The sequence below is a fragment of the Brevundimonas sp. genome (genome assembly GCF_019636155.1).
In the GTDB taxonomy this organism is placed as follows: Bacteria; Pseudomonadota; Alphaproteobacteria; order Caulobacterales; family Caulobacteraceae; genus Brevundimonas.
Genome location: NZ_JAHBYB010000007.1, coordinates 54,128 through 78,125, shown reverse-complemented (window position 1 = coordinate 78,125; position 23,998 = coordinate 54,128). Strand labels below are relative to the sequence as shown.

Below are 23,998 nucleotides of genomic sequence, written 5' to 3'. Positions count from 1 at the left end.
AGCCGCGCCGTTCATAGCCGAAGGCGCGGAAATGTTCCAGTTCTGTTCCGGCTATTTCGTCGGCGCCGAGGCCGGGGCCTGGGCGGCGTCGATGTCGCGCTGGATGGCGCCGGGGATGGCCAGGCGGCCGTCGCCGGTCCGCGCCAGGGCCATGAACCGCACCCCGTCCAGCGCCTGGGAGAAGGCCACGCCGCGCCGTTCGACGAAGATATACTGGCCCTGATAGGCGCCGATGATCTCGCGGTTCGACCCGCCCAGCCGCAGGAAGCGCTGCCGCATCTCCTCCAGACGCGCGGCGCAGAACTCGATCTGCGGCTGGTCGCGGGCGACGACATGGAACTGGGGCGGGGTCTTCGCCCCTTCCTCGGGCATCTGGACCGAATAGCAGACGCCGCGTTCGCGCGGGGCCTCGATCCGCTTTTCACAGGCGGCCAGGCCCGCGACGGCGGTGACGACGAGGGCGAGGGTCAGCAGGCGGCGCATCAGTTCAGCCCCGGGAATTGGCAGTTGCGATCCTGTTCGGCCAGGGTGCGGAAGCGGGTATTGTCGCCGGACTGCTCCACCCGCCGCGGCACCAGCCTCAGCGTCAGGTCGCCCCAGCGGCCGTACTGGGCCTCGCCCGGACGCACGCAGGTCCCGGCATAGAGAGCCTGAACGCACTGGTTCAGGCTCATGTTCGACGACAGGGCGCGCCATTCCGATCCGGCATAGCGCAGGCAGGCCGTGCCGCCGGCCTGAACGGGCGCGGCCGAGGGCGTCGCCGGGGTCGTGACCGGGGTCGCGGCGGCCGGCTTTTCGATCAGTTCGACCGGCGGCAGGGCCGGCACGGGGGCGAAGGCGGCGGTCGGGGCGGCGGCCAGGGCGCCGGTGGCGTCGATGCCGACGTCCAGGGCCTCGGTCGCCAGGCCATTGCGCCGCGCGCAGTCGGTCAGGGTCGCCATGCCCACATACTGGCCTTCGACGAAGCAGCGCAGTTCCCGCGTCGGCTCCAGCGAGGGAGCGTCGGCGACATCGACCGTCAGCCCGCCCTGGGCCGCCGGCGGCGGCTCGGCCGGTCCCTGGCGTCCGCCCGAGAAGACCAGGGCCAGGACCACGGCGGCCAGAATGGCCAGTCCGGCGCCCACGGCGATGATGACGCGTCTGTCGTTCGAAGGCTGCATACGGGGCTCACGCGAGGATCGAACCCAATAGCCCAGCCCCCCGGCGCCGCGTCAACCGCTCATTCGTCGCCCACGGCTATCCGGTCAGACGCGCCAGGGCCGCCTGATAGTTGGCCAGCTGATTGGTCAGATAGGCGGGGACCGTCCCGCTGGCGGCGCTGGTCGCGGACTTGGGCGCCAGAGAGCGGTAGGCGTCGCGCACCGCCTTCATCGCCGCCTGCAGCGCCTCGCCCGCCGACTTGATCGCGGCGGGGCTGGACAGGTTCAGGCTCTGCGACAGGTTCAGGCCGAAACTCTGCAGGGCCTTGTCGCCCGACGGTCCGACATAGCCCGCCGACAGGCCCAGGGCCGCCAGGGCGTCGCGTCCGCCCTCTCCCGCCGACAGCACGGCGCCGGTCTTGCCGTCGCGCGAGGTGATGGTCAGCCGCTGGAAGCCCCCGGCGATGCTGGCCAGGTCGCCGGCCTGAACCCCGTCGTCGGCCTGAGAACTGACCGTGACCTTCAGCTTCATGCCCGAGGCCTGTTCGATCTTGCGCGCCAGGGTCTGCAGGGTGTCGCGCGCCTCGATGGTCACCGTCACGGCGCGGCCGCCCGGCGCGCTGACCTGGAAGCGGTCCCCGACCCTCAGGGCCGTGGCGTCGACCAGGCGCTTGGAATCCTTCTGCACGATGTCGCCCTGGGGCAGGCCCAGCCGGTCCAGCACGCTGGCGCCCCCAGCGGCGACCGCCAGGGTCAGGGGACGGGCCTGTTCGCCGTCGCCGGCCCAGTCCTGGCGCCATTCCACCGCCCCGGTGGCGGCGTCCATCCGCACCAGATACCCGCGCGTCGGATCGGTCGGCTTGGCCCCCTCGGCGCGATCGGCGACCCCGGTGATCCAGACCTTGCCGTTGACCACCTTCACATCCGCCGCCGTGTCGTCGCCCGCCCCCCCGACATAGGTCACGCGATCCTGCGGCCCCGCCATCAGGTCAGAAGACAGGCTCACGACGAAGGCGTCCTGCCCCCCCGCATGTGCGTTGGTCTGGACGGCGACGTCCAGATTGGGGTTGCGGGTCGTTCCGGTCACGATCACCCGCCCGTCGGCCACCGAGATTCCGGCCGCCCCGCCGCTGACCAGGCCCAGGTCGCGGGTGGAGGCCAGGGTCGGCTTTCCGTCCGCGTCCAGGGTGAACTGGCGCACCACCAGCCGTCCGTCCTCGACCCCGGCGGTATAGAGGTTGGACCCGTCCACCGTCATGGCCTGAACCGTATCGTCCCCGGCCGTGCCGAACTGCTGGGTTCCGGTCGCCGTCGCCACGACGGGGGCGTAGATGTGTTCCTGGGTCTCGGAGAAGGTCTGCAGGTATCCGTCCCAGCCGCCGATCCCCACCGCGCCGGGCATGGACGACTTCGCCCGGCCCGCGACCTGGACCGTGCCGTTGGGGCCGAAGACCACCGCCGTCGCCTCGTCCTCGGCGCGGGCGCCGCGGCGCTGGGTCCACAGTTCCTGGCCCTGAGCGTCGAAGACAGAGACGAAACTGTCCGCCACATTGGCCACGTCGCCGCTGTGGCCCCCGTCCAGGGCCCCGGTGACCGATCCGGCCACCGCCACCCGGCCGTCGGCGTCCACCGCGATGGCGTAGCCGCTGGCCGTCGAGGCCGCGCCCAGGGTGCGCGTCTGCACCACCCGCCCGGCCGAATCCAGCTTGATCAGGGCCACGTCCGACTGGCCCTTGATCGGTTGGGTGTCGGGCCCGGCCGTCAGGTCGGCCACGATCCAGATCCCGCCGTCAGGCGCGGCGGCCGAGGCGCGCACCGTCTCGATCCCCGCCGGCAGGCCGGTCTGCGACAGTCGACCCTCGACCCACTGGGTCTCGCCCACCCGCGTCGCGCCGGCGTCGTCGGCGCTGAATTTCAGCATCTGCTCGCCGCCCGCCGTTCCATAGCCCTGGACGACATAGGCCGCGTCGCTGACGGTCGGGGCCGAGAACCGGACCGTCTCGCTGGAATCGCCCCGGATCACCAGGGCCCACTGGTCGGCGCCGGCCGGCAGGGTCACGGTCTTGCCGCCGACGGTGACGGTCTTGGGCTCGGCCTTGATCTGCTCGCGGCCCAGGCGAGTCTCGACCCCGGCCGCTTCCAGCTTGCCGTTGATAAAGCTCAGCACATTGGTCAGGCTGCGCGGGGTCGCCCCCATGTCGGACAGGTCGATATGGACGGGAACCTCGTCCTCCAGCCGCTTCAGGGTGATGTCGAACACCACATCGCCCTGGAAGGCCGAGACCGGGTCGTCGGGCGACCCCTCATGGATCGGTCCGGTCACCGAACGGGCGCTGTCGCGCGCCACGGCCGCCGAGGATTTGCTGGTGGCGGTCGAGACCCCGGCCACCATCCGCACCCCCTCGAAGGCGGTGGTCGACAGATAGGACTGGATCTCCGACAGGCCCGAAGCGAACCGTTTGTTCAGCAGCGACAATTCGGTCGAACTGACGCCCCGGGTCGAGCCACGGTTGACCAGGGCGTTCAGCGTTTCCAAGCCCTGATACAGGGCGAACAGCCGCTTGTAGTCGGCCGAGGCGCCGGACAGATCCAGCTTGGCGGCGCCCTCGTCGATGATCTTGCGGCCGGCCAGGGCGGCCCGGACCAGGGAGTCGGCCTGGGGAACCACGGCCTTGGGGTCCCAGGGCGGGGTCGGCTGCTTCTTCTTGGCGCCAGCGGTCGCGGCCGTGCCGGCGCTCGAAAGCCCCCCCAGGCCCGTCGCGTTCTGGCCGAACAGCGCGAGAAGATAGCTGTTGTCGATCAAGGCCGAACCTCCGTCGTCCAGGGTGACGCCCAACGGTTAAGCAAGGTTGAGGATTCGACGGGAACGGAGAATCACGCTGTTCGTTAAGGCGCGTGGTTCTGCTGGGAGTGCTGTCGATGCCCTTTCCGCGTAGCGTCCTGCAATCCATCCTGGCCCTTTACGGGTTCGGATCGAAATTGCCCGGCCGGCGACACCGGCCGCCGCTGATGATCGGTCGCCCGATCCAGCCGCCCTATTCCTGATCCGCTTTTAGCTGCGGAATAGGGACAGGATGATCTGCGGCGCCGAGTTGGCGATCGACAGGGCCTGGGCCCCCAGCTGCTGCTGGACCTGCAGGGCCTGAAGCCGCGCGCTCTCCTTGGCCAGGTCGGCGTCCACCAGATTGCCGATGCCCGATTCCAGGGTGTCCATCAGCTTGCTGACGAAGGTGGTGTGGGCCGCGACCTGTTTGGCCTGGGCGCCCAGCTCGCCGAGGGCGGCGTTCAGCTGGGTGATCGAATCGTCCAGCCGGGTCAGGGCGTTGGTCGCCCCGGTCAGAGTCAGCAGGGTGTCGGACATGGACAGTTCGATGATCGATCCGCCCAGCGACAGGTTCTTGCCCGACAGGGTCACGAAGGACGAGGCGTCGGCGTTGGCCAGGAAGCGGATGCCGTTGGTCAGGCTGCCGTTCAGGATATTGCCGCCGTCGAAGCTGGCGTTGTCCACGGCCGACTGGATGGCGCGCAGGATGGCCTTGAAATCGGCGTCCAGCAGCTGGCGCGACTGGGTTTTCAGCGACTGGTCCTTGGCCGCGACCACCTTTTCCTTCAGCTGGTTCAGCAGGTCCGAGACCGACTCCCCCGTCCCCAGGGCGACATCGGCGATCGAGGTGGCCCGGTCCAGGCTCTGCTTCACCGCCGACAGGGCGCCCATGTCGGCGCGCTGGCCCTGGGCGATGGCCCAGATGGCGGCGTTGTCCTTGGCCCCCTGGATCTTCAGCCCGGTCGAGACCCGGTTCTGGGTATCGTTCAACCGTTGATTGGTCGAGGTCAGGTTCTGCAGGGCGACGGCCGCCGCGGCATTGGTGTGAACGCTGTTGGTCATCGCTTCTCGAAGCCCCGCGGGTCTGATTCCACGGTGAGGCTATGGGGCGAGTCGTATGCGTATGGTTAACAGCCGTTCACCACGCGTCTTAACCGCGCGGATCGCTCCTGCGCGGCGGATAGGTCGGATTGGGCGGCCGGCTCAGACGCTGGTGTCGATCACCGCGCCGGCGGCATAGCGCTGGGTCTCCATCATCCGCACCAGATCCTCGCGAGGCAGCTGACGGACGATTTCGCCGGTGAGCCGATCCAGGGTCTTGTAGATGAACGACCCCTTCTGGGGCCCTTCCTCGATGACCAGACGGTATCGGGCGGCGTTCTCCGCTTCCTGGGCGGTCGCGTCGCGGCGGGTGTCGAACCCGCTGGACCCGGCGCCGGAAGTCACGGCGGAAACGGCGATGGGCGCTATCTTGGCATTGGCGGTCATGTCTCCTGTCGCCGGTCAGGGCCGGCGCCTCCGAAAGCCCGACGGTCGGGCGGGACCGAGGCCCCGCCCTTCCGCATCGTTCCTTAGCGGAACAGTCCGAGCAGGATGGACGTCGAGGAGTTGGCGATCGAAAGCGCCTGCACGCCCAGTTGCTGCTTGGTCTGCAGCGCCTGGAGACGCGCGCTCTCCTTGGCCAGATCGGCGTCCACCAGGTTGCCGATGCCGGCTTCCAGCGAGTCCTGGAGCTTGCCGACGAAGGTCATGTGGGTGGACAACGACTTCGAACCGGTGCCCAGCTTGGCCAGGGCGGTCGAGACGTTGGCGATCGAGGCGTTCACGGCGCTCAGGGCGGTGGCCGCATTGGTCACCGAGTCGATTTCCTGGGCGGCCGTCAGGGTGACGATCGAGCCCGACAGGCTCATGTCCTGCGACGCCACGTCCAGGGTCGAGCTGCCCGACGCGTTGGCCAGGGCCTTGAAGCCGTTGGTCAGCGAGCCGTCCAGCAGGTTGGCGCCGTTGAACTCGGCGTTCGACACGGCCTTGGCGATCTGATCGCGGATCGACTTGAAATCCTCGTTCAGGGCGCTGCGGGCCGAGCTGGTCAGACCGCCGTCCTTGGCGGCCAGGGCCTTTTCCTTCAGCTGCAGCAGCAGGTCCGAGACGGTCTCGCCCGCGGCCATGGCGACATCGACGGTCGATTGACCGCGCGCCAGGCTGTCCTTCACGGCGTTCAGCGCCCCCATCTCGGCACGTTGCCCCTGGGCGATAGCCCAGATGGCGCCGTTGTCCTTGGCGGAGTTGATCTTCTTGCCGGTGTTGATGCGGGATTGAACCGTCTGCAGTTCGGCGTTCGTCGTCTGCAGGTTCTGCAGGGCGATCAGAGCGCCCACGTTCGTGTTAACGCTGTTCAGCGCCATGGCACGTAGTCCTTCTTTCAAGGTGTCCGACGCCATTTTGGCTGCCGGGAGCATTTTGCTCGCGCCCTTCGCAGCAAGGGGCGGACCACGGCGGCGGGTCGCGCTGATCGACTGGACCATTGTTTTTTCGACGGTACTTCCCCTTAACCACGCCCCTCGCCCGGCAAATCCTGCCGGGCTGGGCAAGATCTGCCGGGCGGGCGGCGATTTCTGCCGGGTTCAGCGGCCCGCCAGCCAGTCGTCGATGGCCCGCCGCTCGGCCTGCAGGGTTTCCAGCAGCATTCGCCGCGCGCTGTCGCACAGGACGATCTGGCCGCCGCGCCGAGCATAGGCCGCCTCCAGGTCGCCCAGGGTCGGCTGGTCCGGCAGGACCGCCAGGCCGCAGGGCCGCTCAGCCTCGGCCGGGACCGCCAGCCGGGGCGGAGCAGCCTTCGAGATCGGGGGCGAGGCGGCACAGGCCGTCGTCAAGCCGACCGAGACGGTCAGCGCGGTCAGGGTCAAGGGTCTGGTCGGCATCGGGGGCGCTCCTGGCCTGGGTTTCCGCCGCGACGCTCAGGGTCGTCGCGGCCGTTGTCTTGCGGGCGTGTTCGGCCTGGCGGGCGCGCTGGCCCGCCTCGGCGGCCTGTTCGTGGCGACGGGCCGAAAGATCGGCGCGGGCGGCGGCCAGTTCGGTCCGGCTCTGGGCCAGCCGACGCTCGGTCAGCCGCAAGGGGTCCCAGCGGAAGCCCGCTAGCCCGGCGACGGCCGCGAACAGCACCACCCCCGCCGCCGCCGCGACGGCCCAGCCCCAGGGCGTCAGCAGATTCAGCCACCCTCGCCTCATGGATAGGCCCTCCGGTCCAGCTCGAAATGCGGCCCGTCCTTCAGCCGCGCCCAGTCCCCGCCCCAGATCAGGTCGACGCCCCGTTCGGCCGCCGCCGCCTTCATGGCCCCGGCGATGCGCGGATACAGCGGCCAATCCCAGCGCACGGCGCCGTCCACCCAGGCCGCCAGGTCGACGGCGTGGCCGGTCAGGTGGCGGCTGTTCAACGTCCGGCTGGCGCCCTGGCGGACCAGTTCGGCCTGGCGGGCGGCCGTCCGCCGGCCCTCCGTGACCATGAAATCCACCGGCGACAGGCCGATGGCCCGTTCGACCACCGCGACCAGGTCGGGATGCACCCCGTCCAGATGCGCGCGCGACCGGCTCGAGAGACGAAAGCTCATCGGCGTCCTCCTGGCATCCGCAGGCGTAGTTCGGCGAAGACGGCCGCCAGCTGCTGGGCCGAGGGGGCGACCAGATACAGCACCATGGTCACGCCCATCAGCATCATCAGCCCGTGCGCCACCGACGGCAGGCGCGGCGGCGGTGTGCGCCCCACCGCCCAGGTCAGCAGCCCCCAGCCGCAGACGCTGGCGGCATAGACATACAGCCGCCGCCAGAACCAGCGCGCCTCGGGCAGGCCCGGCCCGCCTGTCGGCGGCCCGCCGGGGGACGGAAGGGGATCGCTCATGCCTCGTCCTCGCTGTCGAAGGGAAAGGGAGTCCGGCGGCGGTCCTGCGTCTCGGCGTGGCAGTCGTCGGCGTCCAGACGGAAGGGCAGGTCAAAGGTTTCGGGGTCCGGCAGGCCCCGGTCGGGATCGGGATGACGGCGCATGAGGTCACCCGATGGCGGTCAGCAGGATGACGCCCGCTGCGCCCGCCCCGCCCTGGCCGGCCGCCGAGACGCCCGTGCCGCCGCCCCCGCCGCCGGCGCCGTGCGAAGCGCCCACGCCGCCCTTGTGCGCGGAGCCGGTGGAGCCGCCCCCGCCCCCGCCGCCGCCGCCCGCCCGCGACAGGCTGGGATGTCCCGAAGCCGATCCGGCGCCTCCGACCGCCGCGGCGCCCGCCGCGCCGCCGGCCGCGGCCGTTCTCAGGCTGGCCCCCTGGCCGCCCGCACCGCCCGCATGGGCCACGGCGGTGGAAGTCAGCCCTCCGCCCGCGCCGCCGCCGCCCGGTCCGGCCAGGCCCGCCTGGCCCGGATCCGCCGCCGCGTCGGCCGCCGAGTCGCCCCCGGCCGCCCCCGCGACATCGCCCTGACCACCCTTGCCGCCCAGGCCCGAGGCGGCCGAGCCTCCGGCCCCGCCCTTGCCGCCCCGCGCCGTCAGAATGGTCGTCCCGCCGAGGGTCAGGCGACTGTCGCCGCCATCCGCGCCGGACCCACCCGCCGCGGTCGCGCCCGCGCCGCCCGTCCCGATCACCGCCGCCAGCCCCGCCGCGACCGCGGCCGCGGGCAGCATCGCCTGGCTGACGCCCCCGCCGCCGCCGCCGCCGCCGCCGAACCGATTGGTCGTGGGCCAGCCGGTCATCCCGGCCCCTCCGCCCCCTCCGCCGCCTATGGCCGTCACGGCGATCCAGCGCGCCCATGCGGGCGGGGTCCAGCCGCCATCGGCCGTCAGGGCGGTGGTCTCGATCCGGGCCGCGCCCTTGGCGAACCGCGCCGCGCCGGTGGCGGCCTCGACCACCATCACCTCCGTCCAGGCCGCGCCGTCGGGGCTGACCTTCAGCGTCAGGTCGTCATCGCCCACCAGCCCCAACTCGGCCCGGCCGCTCCAGCCGCTCTGGAACAGCAGGGACAGGGTGTTGCCCGTCGCCGACTTGTTCAGGGTGTAGCGCAGGTCCCCGTCTCCGCCCTCGCCCGTCCCGCGCGCGGTCCACAGGGCCTTGTTCAGCTTGGCCGCGAACGGATTGACCGCGTCGGCCGTCGTCCCGACGCCCAGCAGGCTCAGGTCCTGAAGGGCGTCCAGCTCGCCCGCCCCGCCGATGGAAACCCACGCGCCGTCGATCCAGGCCGCCGTCGCCGCCTCGTCCAGCACCAGGACCGCCAGCCCCTCGGGGCGGTCCACCGCCGCCCAGCCCCCGGCCTCGAACCGCACCAGGTCGCCGGCGGCCAACCCGCTCCAGGCCGCGCCGCTGGGCGACGGCGGCAGGATATACATCGTTCCGTCCGGCGGATCGGCGGGCTGGGCCGCCACCGACCGGCTGACCACGGCGGCCTGGGTCAGGGCGTCCAGCCGGGTCAGGGCCTCGTTCAGGGTCACGTGTTTCTGCATCTGGCCCGCGGCCAGATAGGGCAGGCCCAGGCGGGCGCTTTGGTCGTCGCTCATGTCTCCGGTCTCCGTCGTTGCGGACCGGGACAGCATCCGCCACGCGCCGACCCAGGCGCGCCAAATGGCTTCAGCGAGTGAATTAGGCCTTGGCGTTCAAGGCGAAGGGATTCCTGGCGCGCACATCTGGCGCGCCCGGCGCCTCAGTCGTGCAGATAGACGATGCGCTTCTTCCGCTGGGCCCGCATCTCGGCCAGATGGTCGTCGTGGGCGCCGCTGTCGCGGGCCTCGCGGGCATTGGCCTCGACCCAGTGGGTGCTCTCGATGTCCTTCTGCAGGGCGCGGGCGGCCATGGCGTGGCCCTGGAAGAAGAAGTCCAGGATGTCGGGCGCGACGGGGATCACCTCGCCCCCCACCGTCAGCAGGCTGTCGACGCCCAGATAGCCCATCATCCGCACCAGGGTCGCCGGCGTCGCATTGGCCCGCATGGCCTGGATGATCAGCCAGCCGGCGGCCCCGACCGTATAGGCGGTGCCCACCACCGGCACCCAGGTCAGAAGCCCGTCCAGCCCCACCCCGAACGGCCCGGCCCCGACGGCGCGGTCGGACAGTTTCCGCACGCCCTCGACATTGGACCAGATCTTCTCGATATCGCCGATGCTGCGTCTGGCCATGCGGCCTCCCCTTCACAGCCATGCTTAACGCCGAAGCCCGAGCAGCGTTCACCGAGATTGGAGCCCATGTCCATCCTTCGTTTCATGATGCGACTGGCCCTGATCGCCTCGGCCGCCGCCGTGGCCGCCATCGCCCTGGCGGCGCTCAGCGGCCTGGGCCATCGCTGGACCGACATCCTGGCCCAGTTCGCCGCCCCCGCCTTCGCCGCGGCCGTGGCGGCGACGGCCGTCGCCCTGTTCCTGCGCGACCGTCCGGCGATCGCGGCCTGCGCCCTGTCCGCCCTGCTGTGCGCGGGCGCCGCCTGGCCCCAGTGGTTCCCCGCCCGCCCGGCGCCCGACCCAGGCCCCGGCCTGCGGCTCTATTCGGCCAATGTCTGGGTCCGCAACAGCGACGCCGAGGCCTTGAGCCGTTCGATCGCGGCCGCCGATCCGGATGTGGTGGTGCTGCTGGAGGTCAATGACGCCCTGTTCGCCCAGTTGGACGCCGCCCTTCCGGACCATCCGCACCGCGCGGCCTCGCGGCGCATGTCCTTCCGCGGCCCCGTGCGCCAGGTCGTGGCCTCCCGCACCCCTCTGCGCCGCATAGAGGGCGAACCGGCTCCCCTGGGGATCGCCGCGCGGGTCGAAACGGCCCTGGGGCCGGTGACCATCGTGCCCACCCACCTGACCCGGCCCTGGCCCTTCCAGATTCAGTGGGAGCAGATTCGTCAGGCCGCGACCCAGGCCGAATTCGCGCGCGCCATGGACGGGCCGGTCATCCTGGCCGGGGATTTCAACAGCGTCTCGACCGCCCGCATCGGCCGCCAGATTCGCTCCGATGGCGGCGTGACGCCTGCGCCCGGCTGGCCCGGCACCTGGCCCGCCTTCCTGCCCGCGCCGTTCCGCATGACTATCGACCAGGTCTATGTGTCGCAGGACCTGGCGGTGGCGGAACGCCGCCTGGGCCGGGCCAACGGCTCGGACCACAGCCCAGTCATCACCGAGATCCGCCGCGCCCGCTGACCAGGGCCTTCAGCCGTTCCGCGTGCCCGTCGGCCGGGAAGTCGCCGGCGATCCAGTCGTCTTCGAACGCCTTCAGCAGCCGCCCCGTCTCCGGCCCCGGCGCCAGACCCAGGGCCGCAACCTCGCGCCCGCCCACCGGCAGGCGCGGCGCCGTCCAGTCCGCCGCCACCGCCCGCGCCGCCGCCAGCTCTGACGGCGCAGCCCCCGCCGCCTCGCGCCGCATCAGCCGGTCCAACACCGCCCGGCCGCCCAGACGATAGACCGCCGCCCGCGCCGCCTGGGCCGTCACGGCCGCCGCGACCGTTCCGTCATCCACCGCCGCGACCAGCCGGTCACGCAGGGCGTTGGACAGGCGCAGCCGTCCCGCCGCCGCCCCCACCGCCTCCGCATCGGCAGGCGCCAGGGCCGACAGGCGCAGGGCCGGATCGTCGCTGATCGCGCACATGGCCTCGAACAGGGCCAGGCCTGCCTGGCCCGGCAGGACGCGGCCCAGCACCCCCGCCCCGTCCATCGCCCGCATCGCCGGGCGCGGATCGGGCGCGGCCAGCAGTTTCAGCAGTTCCGCCGACACCCGCTCGGCCGACAGCCCCTCGACCAGGGCCGACAGACGCGCGCAGGCGTCCAGCCCCTGTGCATCCGGCGCCCCGTGTCCGAAATGGGCGAAGAAGCGGAAGAAGCGCAGGATGCGCAGGGCGTCCTCGCGGATGCGGGTCTCGGCGTCGCCGACGAAGACGACCCGCCCCGCGCGCGCATCCTCGACCCCCTGCCCGGTCGGATCGAAGATGGCGCCCGTCCGGTCGGCGTAAAGGGCGTTCAGCCGGAAGTCCCGCCGCGCCGCGTCTTCGGCCCAGTCCTGGGTGAAGGCGACCACGGCGCGACGCCCGTCGGTCTCCACATCGCGGCGCAGGGTGGTGACCTCATAGGGCCGTTTGGACGCGACCACCGTCACCGTGCCATGCTCGATCCCCGTCGGCACGGGCTTCAGCCCCGCCGCCTTCGCCGCCGCCACGACCCGATCAGGCGTCAGGCGGGTGGCGATGTCGATGTCGTCGGCGCCTCGGCCGATCAGGCTGTTGCGCACACAGCCGCCGACGAAGCGGGCGCAGCCGGGGCCGCCCTCGGTCTCCAGGGCGTCCATCACCGCCACGGTGCGCGGATCGTCCAGCCAGTCGACGGGCGGCAGGCGGTCGCTCACGCCGCGTCCTCCGCCTCGGCCGCCGGGTCGCCGGCGCCGTACAGCCGCGCATGCAGCCCTTTCAGCAGCCCCGCGGTCACGCCCCAGATGTAGCGTTCGTTCCACGGCATGGCCCAGAAATAGCGCCGCACCCCGTTCATGTCGTAGTGGTCGCGCCGGTGGTGGGCCGCGTCCATCAGATAGTCCCAGGGCGTCTCGAACACCTCGGCCACTTCGTCGGGCGAGGGTGTCAGCAGCACCGGCGGCCTGATCCAGCCGACCACGGGCGTGATCAGGAAGCCCGACCCCGTCTCATAGGGATCGCCCAGCCCCAGGACTTCGACCGTGGCGGGCGGCAGGGCGACCTCCTCCCAGGCCTCGCGCAGGGCCGCCTCCACCGCCGTCTCGCCGGGGTCCAGACGCCCGCCGGGAAAGGCGATCTGGCCCGTGTGGCTGGCCAGGCTGTCGGCGCGGCGGGTCAGCAGCACCCTGGCGCCGTCGTCATGGGCCATCACCGGCGCCAGGACGGCGGCAGGCCTCAACGGAGCGCCGTTGCGCGCCGCCCCGGGGTTCAGGTCATAGTCGGATCGCAGCGGCGCATGGTCCGGCGACCAGTCCGCAACCGGCCGCAGCCGGGCGCCGAGACGCGCCTTCAGCGTGTCCAGGCTCATGCCCCCGCCTCCACGGCGCCCAGGTCGAAATCGGCGCCGCCGGACGACACGACCAGCCGCCCGTCGCGCAGTTCGGCCCGCTCCACCAGTTCATAGAAGACCGGCCGCGCGATCCGCGCCCACAGATCGGCCCTCACCCGCACGCGCGGCGCGGGCGCCCCGGTCTCGGGAGCGGTCTCGACCACGATGGGAAACTCGGGCCCCGCCGTGGTCCGGTCGCCGACATCGGTGGTGAAGGTCAGGGCGCCGTCCGCCGCCCGGACCGCCACGGCGCGGAACGGCAGGTCATCGACCGTGATCCTCAGCTTCTCGACCGGCGTGACCAGGTGATAGCCGTCCGGATCCTTCCTCAGCACCGTCGAGAACAGCCGCACCAGCTCCGTCCGGCCGATGGGCGATCCCTCGTGCATCCAGACGCCGTCGGCGCGGATGACGATGTCGATGTCCCCGCAATGGGCCGGGTTCCACAGATGCACCGGCGGCAGGCCGCGCTCGACGCGCGCCGCCTGGGCCACGCCGCTCAGTCCCGTCGAGGAAGGCGTCTGGGTCATGGTTTAGGCATAGGCTCGTGGGCGGGCGGACGCAAAGCCGTCAGCGGCCCCTCCTCCGCACGTCACCCTCGGGCTTGTCCCGAGGGCCCATGGCGGCCGCGCGCTGGGCCGTGGCCAGTCAACCCGCGGAGATCCGCCTTATTCTGCTCAACACACTGTTGGGATGGGCCCTCGGGACAAGCCCGAGGGTGACGGTGATTTGGGAGGCCGCCCGGCCTCAAGCGAGCGGCGCCGTCATCCCCTCGACCGCCTTGATCCCTACCGGCAGCCACATCACCCGGCGCGGATCGGCCGGTCCCGGCAGGCGCACACCCGGCGCCGCCGCAAAGCCGAAGCGCGTGAAATAGGGAGGATCGCCGACCAGCAGCACTCCGCCGGTCCCCGCCGCTTTCGCATGGGCGATGCAGGCCGCCACCAGGTCGGCGCCCAGGCCTGCCCGGCGACTGGCCGCATCCACCGCGATCGGCCCCAGGAACAGGGCGTTCGTTTCGCCGACCGTGATCCGCCACAGCCGGACGGAACCGACCACCCGGCCGCCTTCGCGCACGACGAATCCGGCCTCGATCCCCGCCCGCTCGCGCAGCCGCTCGGCCGTCTTGGCGAACCGACCGGGGCCAAAGGCGGCCAGCACCAGGGCCTCCACCGCCGCGGCGTCGGCGGGAGTTTCGGCCTCGACGGCCGAGGCATGAATCTGGGGGGCGGCGTGGGACATTGAGCGCGCGCCGATAGGGCCGTTCCGCGCCGGGATCAACCGGCTTTTGAAAAGTCCGGCGCCCGCTTCTGGGTGAAGGCCATGAAGGCCTCCATGGCCTCGGGGCTCTTCATCTGCCCGCCGAAGGCCTCGCCCTCGCGCTGCATGATGGTCCACAGGGCCTCGGCGTCGCGCATCAGGGCCTTGGTCTTGCGGATGGAATTGGGCGCCCGCGCCGCCAGCTGGCCCGCCAGGTCGGCCGCCGTCGCCTCGACCTGATCGGCCGGGACACAGCGGTTGGCCAGGCCCCAGGCGTGGGCCGTCCGCCCGTCCAGCGGCTGGCCCAGGGCGAACAGTTCGAACGCCCTCTGATGCCCGATCACATGGGGCAGCAGCAGGGTCGAAGCCGCCTCGGGCGCCAGGGCCAGATTGACGAAGGGAACCGACAGCAGGGCGTCTTCCGCCACCACCACCAGGTCGCAGTGCAGCAGCAGGGTCAGGCCGATGCCCACCGCCCTGCCCTTGACCGCCGCCACGGCCGGCCGGTCCAGGTCCGCCAGCGCCCGCAGGAACCGGAACACCGGCATGTCGGCCGGCTGCTGGCCCTGCGAGCCCAGGGCGATGAAGTCGGCGATGTCGTTGCCGGCCGAAAAGCTGTCGCCCTCGGCCCGGAACAGCAGCACCCGCACGGCGTCGTCGGTGCGCGCCCGCTCGGTCGCCGCCGCCAGTTCGGCGTACATGGCCTGGGTGATGGCGTTCTTCTTCTCGGGCCGGTTCAGGGTCACGGTCAGGACGCCGTTCTCCAGCCGGGTTTCGATCTCGCTCATTCGCCCGTCTCCTGTTGGGTCGCGGTCCACCAGACCACGCCGTCGTCGTCGGTCCGGCCCTGGGCCAGCCCCTTGTTCTTCAGATAGTTCAGATGCGCCAGGGCCTCGCCCGTGGCCATGCCCAGAACCCCGTCATCGACCGGCCGGGCGAACAGGGCGGGAAAGACGTCCACCGCCCGGCACGGCGCGCTCAGGGTGCGCAAAAGCCGCTTCAGCGCCACCTGATGCCCCCGCGTCAGGGCCTCCAGCCGCGCATGGACGCCCGTGAACGGCTCGCCGTGCGACGGCAGAACCAGCAGGTCGTCGGGCAGAAGGGCGCGCAACCTGGCCAGCGACCGCATCCAGTCGTCCAGGGGGTCCGCCTCGGGCTCCGTCGGCCAGACCGAGACGTTCGACGATATGCGCGGCAGGATCTGGTCGCCCGAGATGAAGACCCCGTCCGCCTCGCGCCACAGGCACAGGTGCTCCGGGCTGTGGCCGTCTCCGACCACGATGCGCCAGACCTCGCCCCCGATCGTCAGCCGGTCCCCCTCGCGCACCCGCCGATAGCCGTCCGGCAGGGGCGCGACCGCCTTGCCGAACCGGCCATAGCCCTCGCGCCAGGCCTGGATCTGGGCCTCGGTCCAGCCCGCGCGGCGATAGAAGGCCGCCCCCGCCTCGGGCGCCGGCCCCGCGTCCGCCAGCAGCATCCGCCCGGTCACATACTCCAGCCGCGACATCAGCAAGGGCGCCTCGAACCGTTCGCACAGCCATCCGGCCAGGCCGATATGGTCCGGGTGCATGTGGGTGCACAGCACGCGGGTCACGGGCCGCCCCCCCAGCGGCCCCGCCAGCGCCCGCTCCCAGCCCTCCAGCGTCACGGAGGTCTTCAGCCCAGCATCGATCACCATCCAGCCGTCGCCGTCGGCCAGGGCCCAGATATTGACGTGGTCCAGCGTCATCGGCAGCGGCGCGCGCAGCCACAGCACCCCCGGCGCGACCTCCACCGCCTCGCCCCAGGCCGGGGCCTCGAACGGCGGATAGGTCAGTCCGCGCCGTCCGGTCCCGGCGTCCGATGAGGGAAGGGCTTGCGCCAAGTGGGTCTCCATTCGCAACCCTGTTGCTTAAAGCCCAGGCCGCGCCTGCGGTCCAGCCGGAATCACGTCGGGCTTGCCTGAGGGTCAGGGGAGATTAAGATTACGCCCGACATCCTCTGGACCCAGGTGCTTACATGAAATTTCTGAGCATGGCCGTGATCTCGGCCGTTGCGGTCATCGTCGCGACGCCGGCGCTGGCGCAAATCTCCATCACCCCGCGCGAGGGTGTCCTGCGTCCCGACGCCCCGACGCAACAGATTCGTGATCGCCAGGAAAACATGCGACGCGAGCGTAACGACCCGCGCTTGGAAGAGGAAAACCGCCGCCGCAACCGCGACCGCCAGCCTTCGGCCGAACAGGTGGCCCGCGCCGCCCAGGCGGCGATCACCAGCGCCAACGTCAGCTGCCGGGTGACCGAATCCAAATTCCTGGGCAAGACCGACGCCAACAAGGACCTGTATGAAGTCGCCTGCGACGGCGGCGTCGGCTACATCGTCCAGGCCTCGACCCCGCCCGAGACCTTCAACTGCCTGCTGCTGTCGGCCCAGGCTGATCGGGTCCGCGCCGAGGGCGGCGAAGTGGCCGCAGGCACGACCTGCACCCTGGCCGGCAACCAGAACGGCATGGCCCTGCTGGCCGGTTATGCGACCGAAGCGGGCGTCCCCTGCCAGATCGACGCCGGCACCGTCGCCGGCGCCACGGCCGAGGGCAATGTGGTCTATGAAGTCGGCTGCCCCGGCGCCGACGGCTATCACATCGAGCGCACGGCCAACGGCTGGAAGAAGACCGACTGCCTGATGCTCATGTCGTCGAACCTGACCTGCCAGTTCACCACCCAGGAAGAACAGGTCTCGGCCTTCAAGCCCCTGCTGGTCGGCACCGCCATCGACGACTGCGACGCCCAGCGCATCCACCTGCTGGGCCAGAACGACAATGGCCGCTTCATCGAGGTGAAATGCGCCTCGGGCGACGGCTTCGTCGCCCGCATCAAGGAAAACGCGGTCGAGCAGGTCTATCCCTGCGCCCTGGCCATCCGCATCGGCGGCGGCTGCACCATGACCGAGGTCGCCACGACCGAGAACTGATCGATCCCTGATCGAAAGTCGCGGCCCGGCGGTTCTTTTGCCGGGCCGTTTTCGTTTTCCGCGCCCTTACGCCTGCGGAAAAATGGTCTAGCGTCCCGGCCATGCGCATCGCCACCTGGAACGTGAACTCCGTCAACGCCCGCCTGCCCACGGTGCTGGAATGGCTGGAGACCGCCCGGCCCGACGTCGCCTGCCTGCAGGAAATCAAATGCGTGGACGAGAAATTCCCGCGCGAGACCCTGGAATCCCTCGGCTACAACGTCGAGGTTCACGGCCAGAAGACCTATAACGGCGTCGCCATCCTGTCGAAGCATCGGCTGTCCGACGTCCGGCGCGGCCTGCCCGGAACCGACGATTCGGGGGTCGAGGCCGACGGGGCCCAGGCCCGCTATCTGGAAGCCGTGGTCGAGGCGCCCCGCCCCGTCCGCGTCGCCTCGATCTATCTGCCCAACGGCAATCCCATCGGCACGGCCAAATTCGACTACAAGCTGTCCTGGTTCCGCCGCCTGACCGACCACGCCCGCGACCTGCTGGCGCTGGAGGAACCCCTGGCCCTGTGCGGCGACTACAATGTCATCCCGACGCCCCAGGACGCCCGCAACCCCGAGGCCTGGCTGGGCGACGCCCTGTTCCAGCCCGAAAGCCGCGCCGCCTTCCGCGCCCTGAAATACCTGGGCCTCTATGACGCCTCCGAACTGGGAAACCAGCCGCCCGGAACCTTCACCTTCTGGGACTATCAGGCCGGCGCCTGGCAGAGGGATCACGGCATCCGCATCGACTTCGCCCTGCTGTCGCCCCAGGCCGCCGACCGCTTCCGTGCGGTCGAGACCCACAGGTCGGCGCGCGAGATGGACAAGCCCAGCGACCATGTGCCCGTCGTCGTCGAACTGGACCTGGACGGCTGACCGATGGACGAGGCCTTCCGCACCGTCCTGCTGATCGCCCTGGCCGCCGCGGCCCTGACCACGGCCACCCTGGCCCTGGCCTGGTGGATGGAGCCCCAGCGCCGCCTGCGCCGCGCCATGCTCAAATCCCTGGGCCGGATCGGCGACGCCGAGGCCATCGCCCCGGCCGAGGGCAAGGCCGCCGCCCTGGATTTCGACGAGGGCCAGCTGGCGGTCCTGTGGGCGCGCGGCGCCCATGGCCTGGTCTATGACTTCGCCGAGGTCGAGGGCGGCGAGATCATCGTCGACGGCTGCGTCGTCGCCCGCATCCGCCGGGGCGAGCAGCGCAAGGCCCTGGACGTCATGGCGCCCGAGGCCGAACAGGTCGTCCTGCGGCTTATGTTCGCGGACCCCCGCCATCCGGAGTTCGAGCTGGCCCTGTGGAACGCCGCCTCGCCCGGCCAGGCCGGGTCGTCGGCCGAGGCCCTGCGCCTGGGCCGCCGCTGGCTGTCGCACATCGAGGCGCTGTTGAAGGCCTAGGCGCGGAGGGCTAGAAGCCCCGCCTGACTCCCGCCCGCATGCTTTTCAAGGAGGCCGTCGTGGCCCGCCTTTTCGACGCCTATATCGTCGCCGACTGGACCGCCGCCGAGACGAAGAAGCTCGGCGACAACTCGCTGTGGCTGGGCGTGGCCAAGCGCGACGTGCGCTTCCGCCTCTATTCCGAGACCCACAACGTCGCCACCCGCGCCGAGGGCGAGGCCCTGCTGGCGTCCATCCTGGCCGATCATCGCAAGCGCGGCGACCGGGTGCTGGTCGGGTTCGACTTCAACCTGGGCTATCCGGCGGGGACGGCGGCGCGGCTGAAGCTGGACGGGACGCCCTGGCGCGCGATGTGGGCCTTCATCGACAAGAACGTGGTCGACAAGCCGGACAACACCAACAACCGCTATCAGGTCGCGGCCAAGATGAACCGGCTGATGACCGATCAGGCCTGGCCCCTGTGGGGCGCGCCCGCCAGCCAGGCCCAGCGGTGGCTGACCACCACCAAGCCGCCCGAAGGCGCCGGCGCCGACATCCCCGAGTTCCGCGCCACCGAGGACGCGGCCCGCAAGGGCAGGCTCCAGCCCAAGAGCGTCTGGCAGATGCACGGCGCCGGCGCCGTCGGCGGCCAGACCCTGATGGGCGTCCCCGCGGTCATTCGCCTGCTGGACAAGATGGGGCCTTCGGGCGCCGTCTGGCCGTTCGGCACCGGCTGGCGCGAACTGGGCGCCGACGACGTCGAACCCCTGTCGGCCCTGGTGGTCGAGGTCTGGCCGTCGCTCTACGGCGCCAAGCCCGAAGCCGGCGAGTTCAAGGACCAGGCCCAGGTCCGGGTCACGGCCGAACGCCTCGCCGCCATGGACGACGACGGAACCCTGGCCAAGGCCTTCGCCCCGCCGAAGTCGGCGACGCCGGCGCTGATCGAACGGGTCGAACAGGAAGAAGGCTGGATCCTCGGCGTTTGATCCTTCTCCCCTTGCGGGTGGACGAAGGTCGCGGGCGACCGACGACGGATGGCCGAGCGGAGCGAGGTCGGATGATGGCGCCCTCCCGTCTCCTCCCCATTCCATGGGGAGGTGGATCGGTCGCGACAGCCGGCGAGGCGGAGGGGGTCTGTTCGTCGCGTGGCCCAAGCGGCTCTCCATCGCCCCATCGCCCTTCTCCCCTTGCGGGAGAAGGTGGGCGGCGGAGCCGCTCGGATGAGGGGGCGGCCCGACCCATCCTCATCATCCGACGACCCTCGCGCGGACCCAGCCCCCTCATCCGTCATGCGCTGCATGACACCTTCTCCCCCCGAGGGGAGAAGGATTTGTGCGCCCTATGCTCGCCGCGCGGCGGCTCGCGGCTTGAGGGCAATGGCCTGCCCTAGGCTCGCGACGCGGTCGCTCGCGGCTTGAGGGCAATTGCCTGCCCTATGCTCGCCGCGCGGTCGCTCGCGGCTTGAGGGCGGAATTGGCGGCGCCTCCGCCAGCGGATGCTGCGAAGTGATGGGAAGGCGGCGGAGCGTCGGGCCTTCGCCCGGCGTGAGGAAACAAGATGCCGTGTTCGGCGAGAGGTCTGACGCTCCGCGCGGAAGGTTTCCACGAGCTCGGGGCGGGCGCCGATCTTTTCGGCTACTCCCGGTGGCCCGCGGCGGGCGGGGAGGTCCAACGAACCCCTCCCGGAACGGCCAGAGTAACCCCCTCGACCCTCCCTCGGTCGCCGGACCCGTCGCCAATGACTGTCCGATCCGACGACCGCAGGCCTGTGTGTGTGAACACACAGCCCCGCTTCCTCCGCTCCCGCCGCCGCGAAGTCGCTGGCCTCGCGGCCTCCCCATGCGACGGGACCAGGGGAGTATAGGCCCGTTCCCAGCCCAGGCGTGCGAGATGGGGCTAGCGGCGGGGATTGATGTGCGGGGTCAGGAAGTTGGGTTCGCCAGGGTTTACACTCCGGCTTCTTGACCGCTTCCCCCGGCGAATGCCGGGGCCCAGATGGCGTGACTCTGCAGAAGGCCTTTGATCACAAGCCCAAGCCCCAGCTGTCTGAGCCCTTCGATCTGGGCCCCGGCATTCGCCGGGGAAGCGGAGGGGAGAAGCGGTCGACAACCGACCCTCACCCTTTCACGCAAGTCCAATCGCCCTGACGGGCTCTTGGGCGTTCAAGCCCTCTCCCAGCGGGAGAGGGTGAGGGAAGTCGGAGGGGGTGAGGGGGGTCAGAACAGGTCGCCCTGGCCGGGGGGCGTCGGCTTGGGTTTGTGAAGTCGGGGTCTGGGGGGAGGGGCGGCGGATTCGCCGTCGATGCGGGCGCCGCGCGCGCCGTCGGGGAAGACGAGGCTGACCGCCTGGCCGGGCGCCAGGGCCGCCGCCTGGGTGATCCAGCGGCCGTCCTCGGCCTCGACGCGGGCGAAGCCGGGCTTGGGCCGGGCGGGGTCGAGGCCGAGGAGAGCGCGGGCCAGGGCCGACAGCCGCTCGTCCTCGCGCGTCAGCCGGTCGGGCCAGCGGCCCAGGCTGCGCCCCGCCGCCTCCAGCCGCGCCGCGCGCTGGTCCAGGCGGCGTTTCAGCGGTTCGTCGGACAGACGGGCGGCGATGCGGCCGAGGGCGTGCGCCTTGGCGTCCGCATGGGTCTTCAGGGCGCGCGACAGCCGCGCACCGGAGGCGGTCAGCCGGTCGCCCCGGTTCTCGATCCGCCCGTCCAGCAGGCCCCGGTTCAGGCGGCCGGCGATCGAGACCAGGTCGTGCCGGTGGGCGCTGACGTTCTGCTGCAGGCTGGAGCGCAGCTTGCCGCCGGCCATGTCCAGACGTTGCTGGGCCAGGGACAGAAGGTCCTCGGGCCGGGCCGGCAGGCCGCGGGCGGCGGCGCGCAGCCGGGTGCGGCGATCCTCGACCAGCCGACCGGCCGACCGCGCCAGGCGGCCCGACAGGTCGGACAGGGCGTAGCGCAGGTCCGCCAGAACGGGGGTGGCCATCTCGGCCGCGCCGGTGGGGGTGGGGGCGCGGCGGTCGGAGACGAAGTCGATCAGGGTGGTGTCCGTCTCATGCCCCACGGCCGATATGATGGGGATGGCGGCCGCCGCGACGGTGCGGGCCAGGCCTTCGTCGTTGAAGCACCACAGGTCCTCGACCGAGCCGCCGCCGCGCGCGACGATCAGCAGGTCCGGCCGGGGGATCGGCCCGCCCCGCGCCAGGGCGTCGAAGCCGCGGATGGCGTTGGCGACCTGGCCGCAGGCCTGGTCGCCCTGGACCACCACCGGCCAGACGATCACCCGGCAGGGCCAGCGCTCGGCGATGCGATGCAGGATGTCGCGGATGACGGCGCCGGTCGGGCTGGTGATCACGCCGATGACGGCGGGGAAGGCCGGGATCGGCCGCTTGCGCGACGTCTCGAACAGGCCTTCGTCGCGCAGTTTGGTCTTCAGCCGCTCCAGCTGGGCCAGCAGGGCGCCGGCGCCGGCGGCCTCCATGGTCTCGATGACGATCTGATAGCTGGAGCGGGCCGGGTATGAGGTGATCTTGCCGGTGACGATGACCTCCAGCCCTGTCTCGGGCTGGACGCCGAGGCTGCGGGCCGAGCCCTTCCAGATGACGCCGTCGATGGCCGCCTTGTCATCCTTCAGCGTCAGATAGACGTGGCCCGAGGCGTGGCGGTTGACCTTGGAGATTTCGCCGCGCAGCCGGACGTGGCCGAACCGTTCCTCCAGGGTGCGCTTGAGCGCGAACGACAGGTCCGAGATCGACAGGGGCGGATTGTTGTCGCGCGCCGGTTCGGCCGGGGCCGCGCCCTCGAAGACATAGGAGTCGTCGCTCATGGCGTCAGATTAGAGGACGTCGCCGCGCGGGGGAACGGTCGGGTGTCGCACGCATTGCCGCTTCATGGCCGATCCGCGCGACACCGACCCGCCGACCGCTCGACCCCGCCCGAACGCGACCTGGCCCGCCGCAGCGCGGGGGCGCCGATGCCCTTGGTGATCATCGGGGTTCTGGTCCTGCTGGGAGGCGCCGCCTATGTGCTGTTCGCCCTGACGTAAGGTCCCGTTCACCCCTTTGACGCCTTGACCCCGGGGGCGTCCAAGGGCCATTGCGCGGCCATGAACATCCTGCTGGTCGGATCGGGCGGACGCGAGCACGCCCTGGCGTGGAAGATCGCGCAATCGCCGCTGTGCGCGCGGCTGGTCTGCGCGCCCGGCAATCCGGGCATGGAGGCGCTGGGCGAACGGCGCGACCTGAAGGCGACGGACGCCGAGGGGCTGGCGGCCCTGGCGCGCGAGATCAGGGCCGACCTGGTGGTGGTGGGGCCGGAATCGGCGCTGGAGGCGGGGCTGGCCGACCGGCTGGCGGCGGCGGGCATTCCCTGTTTCGGCCCGACGGCCAAGGCCGCCCAACTGGAGACGTCCAAGGCCTTCTCGAAGAATTTCCTGGAACGCCACGACATCCCGACCGCCGGTTACGGCGTCTATGACCGGGCGGCGGACGCGAAGGCGGCGCTGAGCGTCTTCAAGCCGCCCTATGTGATCAAGGCCGACGGCCTGGCGGCGGGCAAGGGGGTGGCCATCAGCCCCGACAAGGCCGACGCCGAGGCCGAGATCGACCGCATGCTGGGCGGCCGTTTCGGCGCGGCCGGGGCGCGGGTGGTGATCGAGGAGTTCATGGACGGCGAAGAGGGTTCGCTGTTCGCCCTGTGCGATGGCCAGCGGGCGGTGCTGCTGGGCGGGGCCCAGGATCACAAGCGCGCCTTCGACGGCGACCTGGGGCCGAACACCGGGGGGATGGGCGCCTATTCGCCGGCGCCGGTGTTCACGCCCGAACTGGTGGAACAGGCCGACGCGCGGATCGTCCAGCCGACGATCAAGGCGATGGCGGCCGAGGGCATGCCCTATCGCGGGGTGCTGTACGCCGGTCTGATGGCGACCGAGGCCGGGCCCAGGGTGGTCGAGTTCAACGCCCGTTTCGGCGATCCGGAATGCCAGGTGCTGATGATGCGGATCGCGGGCGACATCGTCCCCTATCTGCTGGCCTGCGCGCGCGGGGACGTCTCGGGCCTGCCGCCGCTGGAGTTTCATCCGCAGACGGTGATCTGCGTGGTGCTGGCGGCCAAGGGTTATCCGGACAGCCCGCTGGAAGGGTCGATCATCCGCGGAGCGTCGCAGGATTTCGGGCCGGATGTGCAGGTCTTCCACGCCGGGACGACGCGGCGAAAGGACGGCCAGCTGTGCGCCGCAGGGGGACGGGTGCTGAATGTCTGCGCGCGGGGCGACGACATCCGCCAGGCGCGCGAACGAGCCTATGCCGCCATCCGCAGGATCGACTGGCCCGGCGGTTTCCACCGCACCGACATCGGCTGGCGCGCGGTGGAGCGGGAGACGGCGGAGGAAGCGTAGCCTTCTTCCCCATCATCTCCCGTCAGGGGCGCAAGGC

The 23,998-nt window shown here is 71.3% G+C and carries 28 protein-coding genes; 8 read left to right on the top strand and 20 right to left on the bottom strand.

The features are described 5' to 3' along the window. Positions 1–51 precede the first annotated feature (51 nt). From KF910_RS09505 to KF910_RS09495, 3 genes are all read right to left on the bottom strand, one after another. Positions 52–483, bottom strand: a complete 432-nt coding sequence (locus tag KF910_RS09505; protein ID WP_292261093.1) for a hypothetical protein — start codon at positions 481–483, stop codon at positions 52–54. Continuing rightward, on the bottom strand, positions 483–1,160 hold the full coding sequence (locus KF910_RS09500; protein ID WP_292261090.1) for a hypothetical protein: 678 nt from the start codon (positions 1,158–1,160) through the stop codon (positions 483–485). Before KF910_RS09500 ends, KF910_RS09505 begins: the two co-directional genes overlap by 1 nt. A gap of 76 nt (positions 1,161–1,236) precedes the next feature. Continuing rightward, positions 1,237–3,942: a transcriptional regulator gene (locus KF910_RS09495; RefSeq protein ID WP_292261088.1), complete on the bottom strand. Its 2,706-nt coding sequence runs from the start codon at positions 3,940–3,942 to the stop codon at positions 1,237–1,239. 116 nt (positions 3,943–4,058) lie between these two features. Here KF910_RS09495 and KF910_RS09490 point away from each other — a divergent pair, with 116 nt between their 5' ends. Then, positions 4,059–4,184 (top strand): hypothetical protein, encoded by a 126-nt coding sequence (locus KF910_RS09490; protein WP_292261085.1) that lies wholly within the window; start codon positions 4,059–4,061, stop codon positions 4,182–4,184. Between the two features lie 7 nt (positions 4,185–4,191). Here KF910_RS09490 and KF910_RS09485 read toward each other — a convergent pair whose 3' ends face one another. From KF910_RS09485 to KF910_RS09440, 10 genes are all read right to left on the bottom strand, one after another. Next, entirely contained in the window at positions 4,192–5,025 is an 834-nt protein-coding gene (locus KF910_RS09485; RefSeq protein ID WP_292261082.1) for a flagellin, read from the bottom strand. A gap of 141 nt (positions 5,026–5,166) precedes the next feature. Beyond that, the gene (locus tag KF910_RS09480) at positions 5,167–5,451 is read right to left on the bottom strand and encodes a hypothetical protein (RefSeq protein ID WP_292261079.1); all 285 of its coding nucleotides are present in this window, start codon (positions 5,449–5,451) and stop codon (positions 5,167–5,169) included. An 83-nt stretch (positions 5,452–5,534) separates the two neighbouring features. Beyond that, positions 5,535–6,368, bottom strand: a complete 834-nt coding sequence (locus KF910_RS09475; RefSeq protein ID WP_292261076.1) for a flagellin — start codon at positions 6,366–6,368, stop codon at positions 5,535–5,537. A gap of 219 nt (positions 6,369–6,587) precedes the next feature. Next, a complete protein-coding gene (locus tag KF910_RS09470) occupies positions 6,588–6,836 on the bottom strand; it encodes a hypothetical protein (RefSeq protein ID WP_292261073.1) in 249 nt (82 codons plus the stop codon). After that, entirely contained in the window at positions 6,760–7,191 is a 432-nt protein-coding gene (locus KF910_RS09465; RefSeq protein WP_292261070.1) for a hypothetical protein, read from the bottom strand. The genes KF910_RS09470 and KF910_RS09465 overlap by 77 nt, the downstream gene beginning before the upstream one ends. Next, a complete protein-coding gene (locus KF910_RS09460; RefSeq protein WP_292261067.1) occupies positions 7,188–7,571 on the bottom strand; it encodes a M15 family metallopeptidase in 384 nt (127 codons plus the stop codon). The genes KF910_RS09465 and KF910_RS09460 overlap by 4 nt, the downstream gene beginning before the upstream one ends. Further along, the gene (locus KF910_RS09455) at positions 7,568–7,858 is read right to left on the bottom strand and encodes a hypothetical protein (RefSeq protein ID WP_292261064.1); all 291 of its coding nucleotides are present in this window, start codon (positions 7,856–7,858) and stop codon (positions 7,568–7,570) included. The genes KF910_RS09460 and KF910_RS09455 overlap by 4 nt, the downstream gene beginning before the upstream one ends. Then, positions 7,855–8,001 carry a hypothetical protein gene (locus tag KF910_RS09450; RefSeq protein WP_292261060.1) on the bottom strand — a complete coding sequence of 49 codons (147 nt, stop codon included), beginning with the start codon at positions 7,999–8,001 and terminating at the stop codon, positions 7,855–7,857. Before KF910_RS09450 ends, KF910_RS09455 begins: the two co-directional genes overlap by 4 nt. A 4-nt stretch (positions 8,002–8,005) precedes the next feature. Then, positions 8,006–9,490, bottom strand: coding sequence for a DUF2793 domain-containing protein (locus tag KF910_RS09445; RefSeq protein ID WP_292261057.1), 1,485 nt, complete (start codon positions 9,488–9,490; stop codon positions 8,006–8,008). Between the two features lie 143 nt (positions 9,491–9,633). Continuing rightward, the gene (locus KF910_RS09440; RefSeq protein WP_292261054.1) at positions 9,634–10,104 is read right to left on the bottom strand and encodes a DUF4112 domain-containing protein; all 471 of its coding nucleotides are present in this window, start codon (positions 10,102–10,104) and stop codon (positions 9,634–9,636) included. A 66-nt stretch (positions 10,105–10,170) separates the two neighbouring features. Here KF910_RS09440 and KF910_RS09435 point away from each other — a divergent pair, with 66 nt between their 5' ends. Beyond that, the gene (locus tag KF910_RS09435) at positions 10,171–11,106 is read left to right on the top strand and encodes an endonuclease/exonuclease/phosphatase family protein (RefSeq protein ID WP_292261052.1); all 936 of its coding nucleotides are present in this window, start codon (positions 10,171–10,173) and stop codon (positions 11,104–11,106) included. On the opposite strand, the gene KF910_RS09430 is transcribed toward KF910_RS09435, so the two are convergent. From KF910_RS09430 to KF910_RS09405, 6 genes are all read right to left on the bottom strand, one after another. Next, a complete protein-coding gene (locus KF910_RS09430) occupies positions 11,081–12,301 on the bottom strand; it encodes a CCA tRNA nucleotidyltransferase (protein WP_323805629.1) in 1,221 nt (406 codons plus the stop codon). The two genes, KF910_RS09435 and KF910_RS09430, sit on opposite strands and share 26 nt — an antisense overlap. Continuing rightward, positions 12,298–12,951 (bottom strand): CoA pyrophosphatase, encoded by a 654-nt coding sequence (locus tag KF910_RS09425; protein ID WP_292261049.1) that lies wholly within the window; start codon positions 12,949–12,951, stop codon positions 12,298–12,300. The genes KF910_RS09430 and KF910_RS09425 overlap by 4 nt, the downstream gene beginning before the upstream one ends. Beyond that, positions 12,948–13,502, bottom strand: coding sequence for a DUF1285 domain-containing protein (locus tag KF910_RS09420; protein ID WP_292261046.1), 555 nt, complete (start codon positions 13,500–13,502; stop codon positions 12,948–12,950). The genes KF910_RS09425 and KF910_RS09420 overlap by 4 nt, the downstream gene beginning before the upstream one ends. A gap of 217 nt (positions 13,503–13,719) precedes the next feature. Further along, a complete protein-coding gene (locus KF910_RS09415) occupies positions 13,720–14,214 on the bottom strand; it encodes a GNAT family N-acetyltransferase (protein ID WP_292261043.1) in 495 nt (164 codons plus the stop codon). 35 nt (positions 14,215–14,249) lie between these two features. Beyond that, entirely contained in the window at positions 14,250–15,020 is a 771-nt protein-coding gene (locus KF910_RS09410; protein WP_292261041.1) for an enoyl-CoA hydratase, read from the bottom strand. Further along, the gene (locus tag KF910_RS09405) at positions 15,017–16,096 is read right to left on the bottom strand and encodes an MBL fold metallo-hydrolase (RefSeq protein ID WP_292261038.1); all 1,080 of its coding nucleotides are present in this window, start codon (positions 16,094–16,096) and stop codon (positions 15,017–15,019) included. The genes KF910_RS09410 and KF910_RS09405 overlap by 4 nt, the downstream gene beginning before the upstream one ends. Before the next feature lie 134 nt (positions 16,097–16,230). Between KF910_RS09405 and KF910_RS09400 the strand changes: the two genes are divergently transcribed. From KF910_RS09400 to KF910_RS09385, 4 genes are all read left to right on the top strand, one after another. Beyond that, entirely contained in the window at positions 16,231–17,181 is a 951-nt protein-coding gene (locus KF910_RS09400; protein ID WP_292261036.1) for a hypothetical protein, read from the top strand. 101 nt (positions 17,182–17,282) lie between these two features. Continuing rightward, positions 17,283–18,086, top strand: coding sequence for an exodeoxyribonuclease III (locus KF910_RS09395; RefSeq protein WP_292261033.1), 804 nt, complete (start codon positions 17,283–17,285; stop codon positions 18,084–18,086). Between the two features lie 3 nt (positions 18,087–18,089). Then, a complete protein-coding gene (locus tag KF910_RS09390; RefSeq protein ID WP_292261030.1) occupies positions 18,090–18,605 on the top strand; it encodes a hypothetical protein in 516 nt (171 codons plus the stop codon). A 59-nt stretch (positions 18,606–18,664) separates the two neighbouring features. Next, positions 18,665–19,570 (top strand): cobalamin biosynthesis protein CbiG, encoded by a 906-nt coding sequence (locus tag KF910_RS09385; RefSeq protein ID WP_292261027.1) that lies wholly within the window; start codon positions 18,665–18,667, stop codon positions 19,568–19,570. 1,229 nt (positions 19,571–20,799) lie between these two features. Here the strand turns inward: KF910_RS09385 and xseA are convergent. Then, positions 20,800–22,392 carry an exodeoxyribonuclease VII large subunit gene (xseA, locus tag KF910_RS09380; protein ID WP_292261024.1) on the bottom strand — a complete coding sequence of 531 codons (1,593 nt, stop codon included), beginning with the start codon at positions 22,390–22,392 and terminating at the stop codon, positions 20,800–20,802. A gap of 42 nt (positions 22,393–22,434) precedes the next feature. On the opposite strand from xseA, the gene KF910_RS09375 reads away from it, so the two are divergent. Continuing rightward, a complete protein-coding gene (locus KF910_RS09375) occupies positions 22,435–22,611 on the top strand; it encodes a hypothetical protein (RefSeq protein ID WP_292261023.1) in 177 nt (58 codons plus the stop codon). 60 nt (positions 22,612–22,671) lie between these two features. Continuing rightward, the gene (gene purD / locus KF910_RS09370) at positions 22,672–23,961 is read left to right on the top strand and encodes a phosphoribosylamine--glycine ligase (protein WP_292261022.1); all 1,290 of its coding nucleotides are present in this window, start codon (positions 22,672–22,674) and stop codon (positions 23,959–23,961) included. Positions 23,962–23,998 lie beyond the last annotated feature (37 nt).

Coding starts and splice junctions, on each gene's coding strand:
- KF910_RS09425 (WP_292261049.1), bottom strand. CDS start 12,951: ATGAGCCTGGACACGCTGAAGGCGCGTCTCGGCGCCCGGCTGCGGCCG.
- KF910_RS09415 (WP_292261043.1), bottom strand. CDS start 14,214: ATGTCCCACGCCGCCCCCCAGATTCATGCCTCGGCCGTCGAGGCCGAA.
- KF910_RS09485 (WP_292261082.1), bottom strand. CDS start 5,025: ATGACCAACAGCGTTCACACCAATGCCGCGGCGGCCGTCGCCCTGCAG.
- purD (WP_292261022.1), top strand. CDS start 22,672: ATGAACATCCTGCTGGTCGGATCGGGCGGACGCGAGCACGCCCTGGCG.
- KF910_RS09445 (WP_292261057.1), bottom strand. CDS start 9,490: ATGAGCGACGACCAAAGCGCCCGCCTGGGCCTGCCCTATCTGGCCGCG.
- KF910_RS09465 (WP_292261070.1), bottom strand. CDS start 7,191: ATGAGGCGAGGGTGGCTGAATCTGCTGACGCCCTGGGGCTGGGCCGTC.
- KF910_RS09500 (WP_292261090.1), bottom strand. CDS start 1,160: ATGCAGCCTTCGAACGACAGACGCGTCATCATCGCCGTGGGCGCCGGA.
- KF910_RS09395 (WP_292261033.1), top strand. CDS start 17,283: ATGCGCATCGCCACCTGGAACGTGAACTCCGTCAACGCCCGCCTGCCC.
- KF910_RS09490 (WP_292261085.1), top strand. CDS start 4,059: ATGCCCTTTCCGCGTAGCGTCCTGCAATCCATCCTGGCCCTTTACGGG.
- KF910_RS09505 (WP_292261093.1), bottom strand. CDS start 483: ATGCGCCGCCTGCTGACCCTCGCCCTCGTCGTCACCGCCGTCGCGGGC.
- KF910_RS09420 (WP_292261046.1), bottom strand. CDS start 13,502: ATGACCCAGACGCCTTCCTCGACGGGACTGAGCGGCGTGGCCCAGGCG.
- KF910_RS09480 (WP_292261079.1), bottom strand. CDS start 5,451: ATGACCGCCAATGCCAAGATAGCGCCCATCGCCGTTTCCGCCGTGACT.
- KF910_RS09400 (WP_292261036.1), top strand. CDS start 16,231: ATGAAATTTCTGAGCATGGCCGTGATCTCGGCCGTTGCGGTCATCGTC.
- KF910_RS09435 (WP_292261052.1), top strand. CDS start 10,171: ATGTCCATCCTTCGTTTCATGATGCGACTGGCCCTGATCGCCTCGGCC.
- KF910_RS09390 (WP_292261030.1), top strand. CDS start 18,090: ATGGACGAGGCCTTCCGCACCGTCCTGCTGATCGCCCTGGCCGCCGCG.
- KF910_RS09440 (WP_292261054.1), bottom strand. CDS start 10,104: ATGGCCAGACGCAGCATCGGCGATATCGAGAAGATCTGGTCCAATGTC.
- xseA (WP_292261024.1), bottom strand. CDS start 22,392: ATGAGCGACGACTCCTATGTCTTCGAGGGCGCGGCCCCGGCCGAACCG.
- KF910_RS09450 (WP_292261060.1), bottom strand. CDS start 8,001: ATGCGCCGTCATCCCGATCCCGACCGGGGCCTGCCGGACCCCGAAACC.
- KF910_RS09455 (WP_292261064.1), bottom strand. CDS start 7,858: ATGAGCGATCCCCTTCCGTCCCCCGGCGGGCCGCCGACAGGCGGGCCG.
- KF910_RS09410 (WP_292261041.1), bottom strand. CDS start 15,020: ATGAGCGAGATCGAAACCCGGCTGGAGAACGGCGTCCTGACCGTGACC.
- KF910_RS09475 (WP_292261076.1), bottom strand. CDS start 6,368: ATGGCGCTGAACAGCGTTAACACGAACGTGGGCGCTCTGATCGCCCTG.
- KF910_RS09460 (WP_292261067.1), bottom strand. CDS start 7,571: ATGAGCTTTCGTCTCTCGAGCCGGTCGCGCGCGCATCTGGACGGGGTG.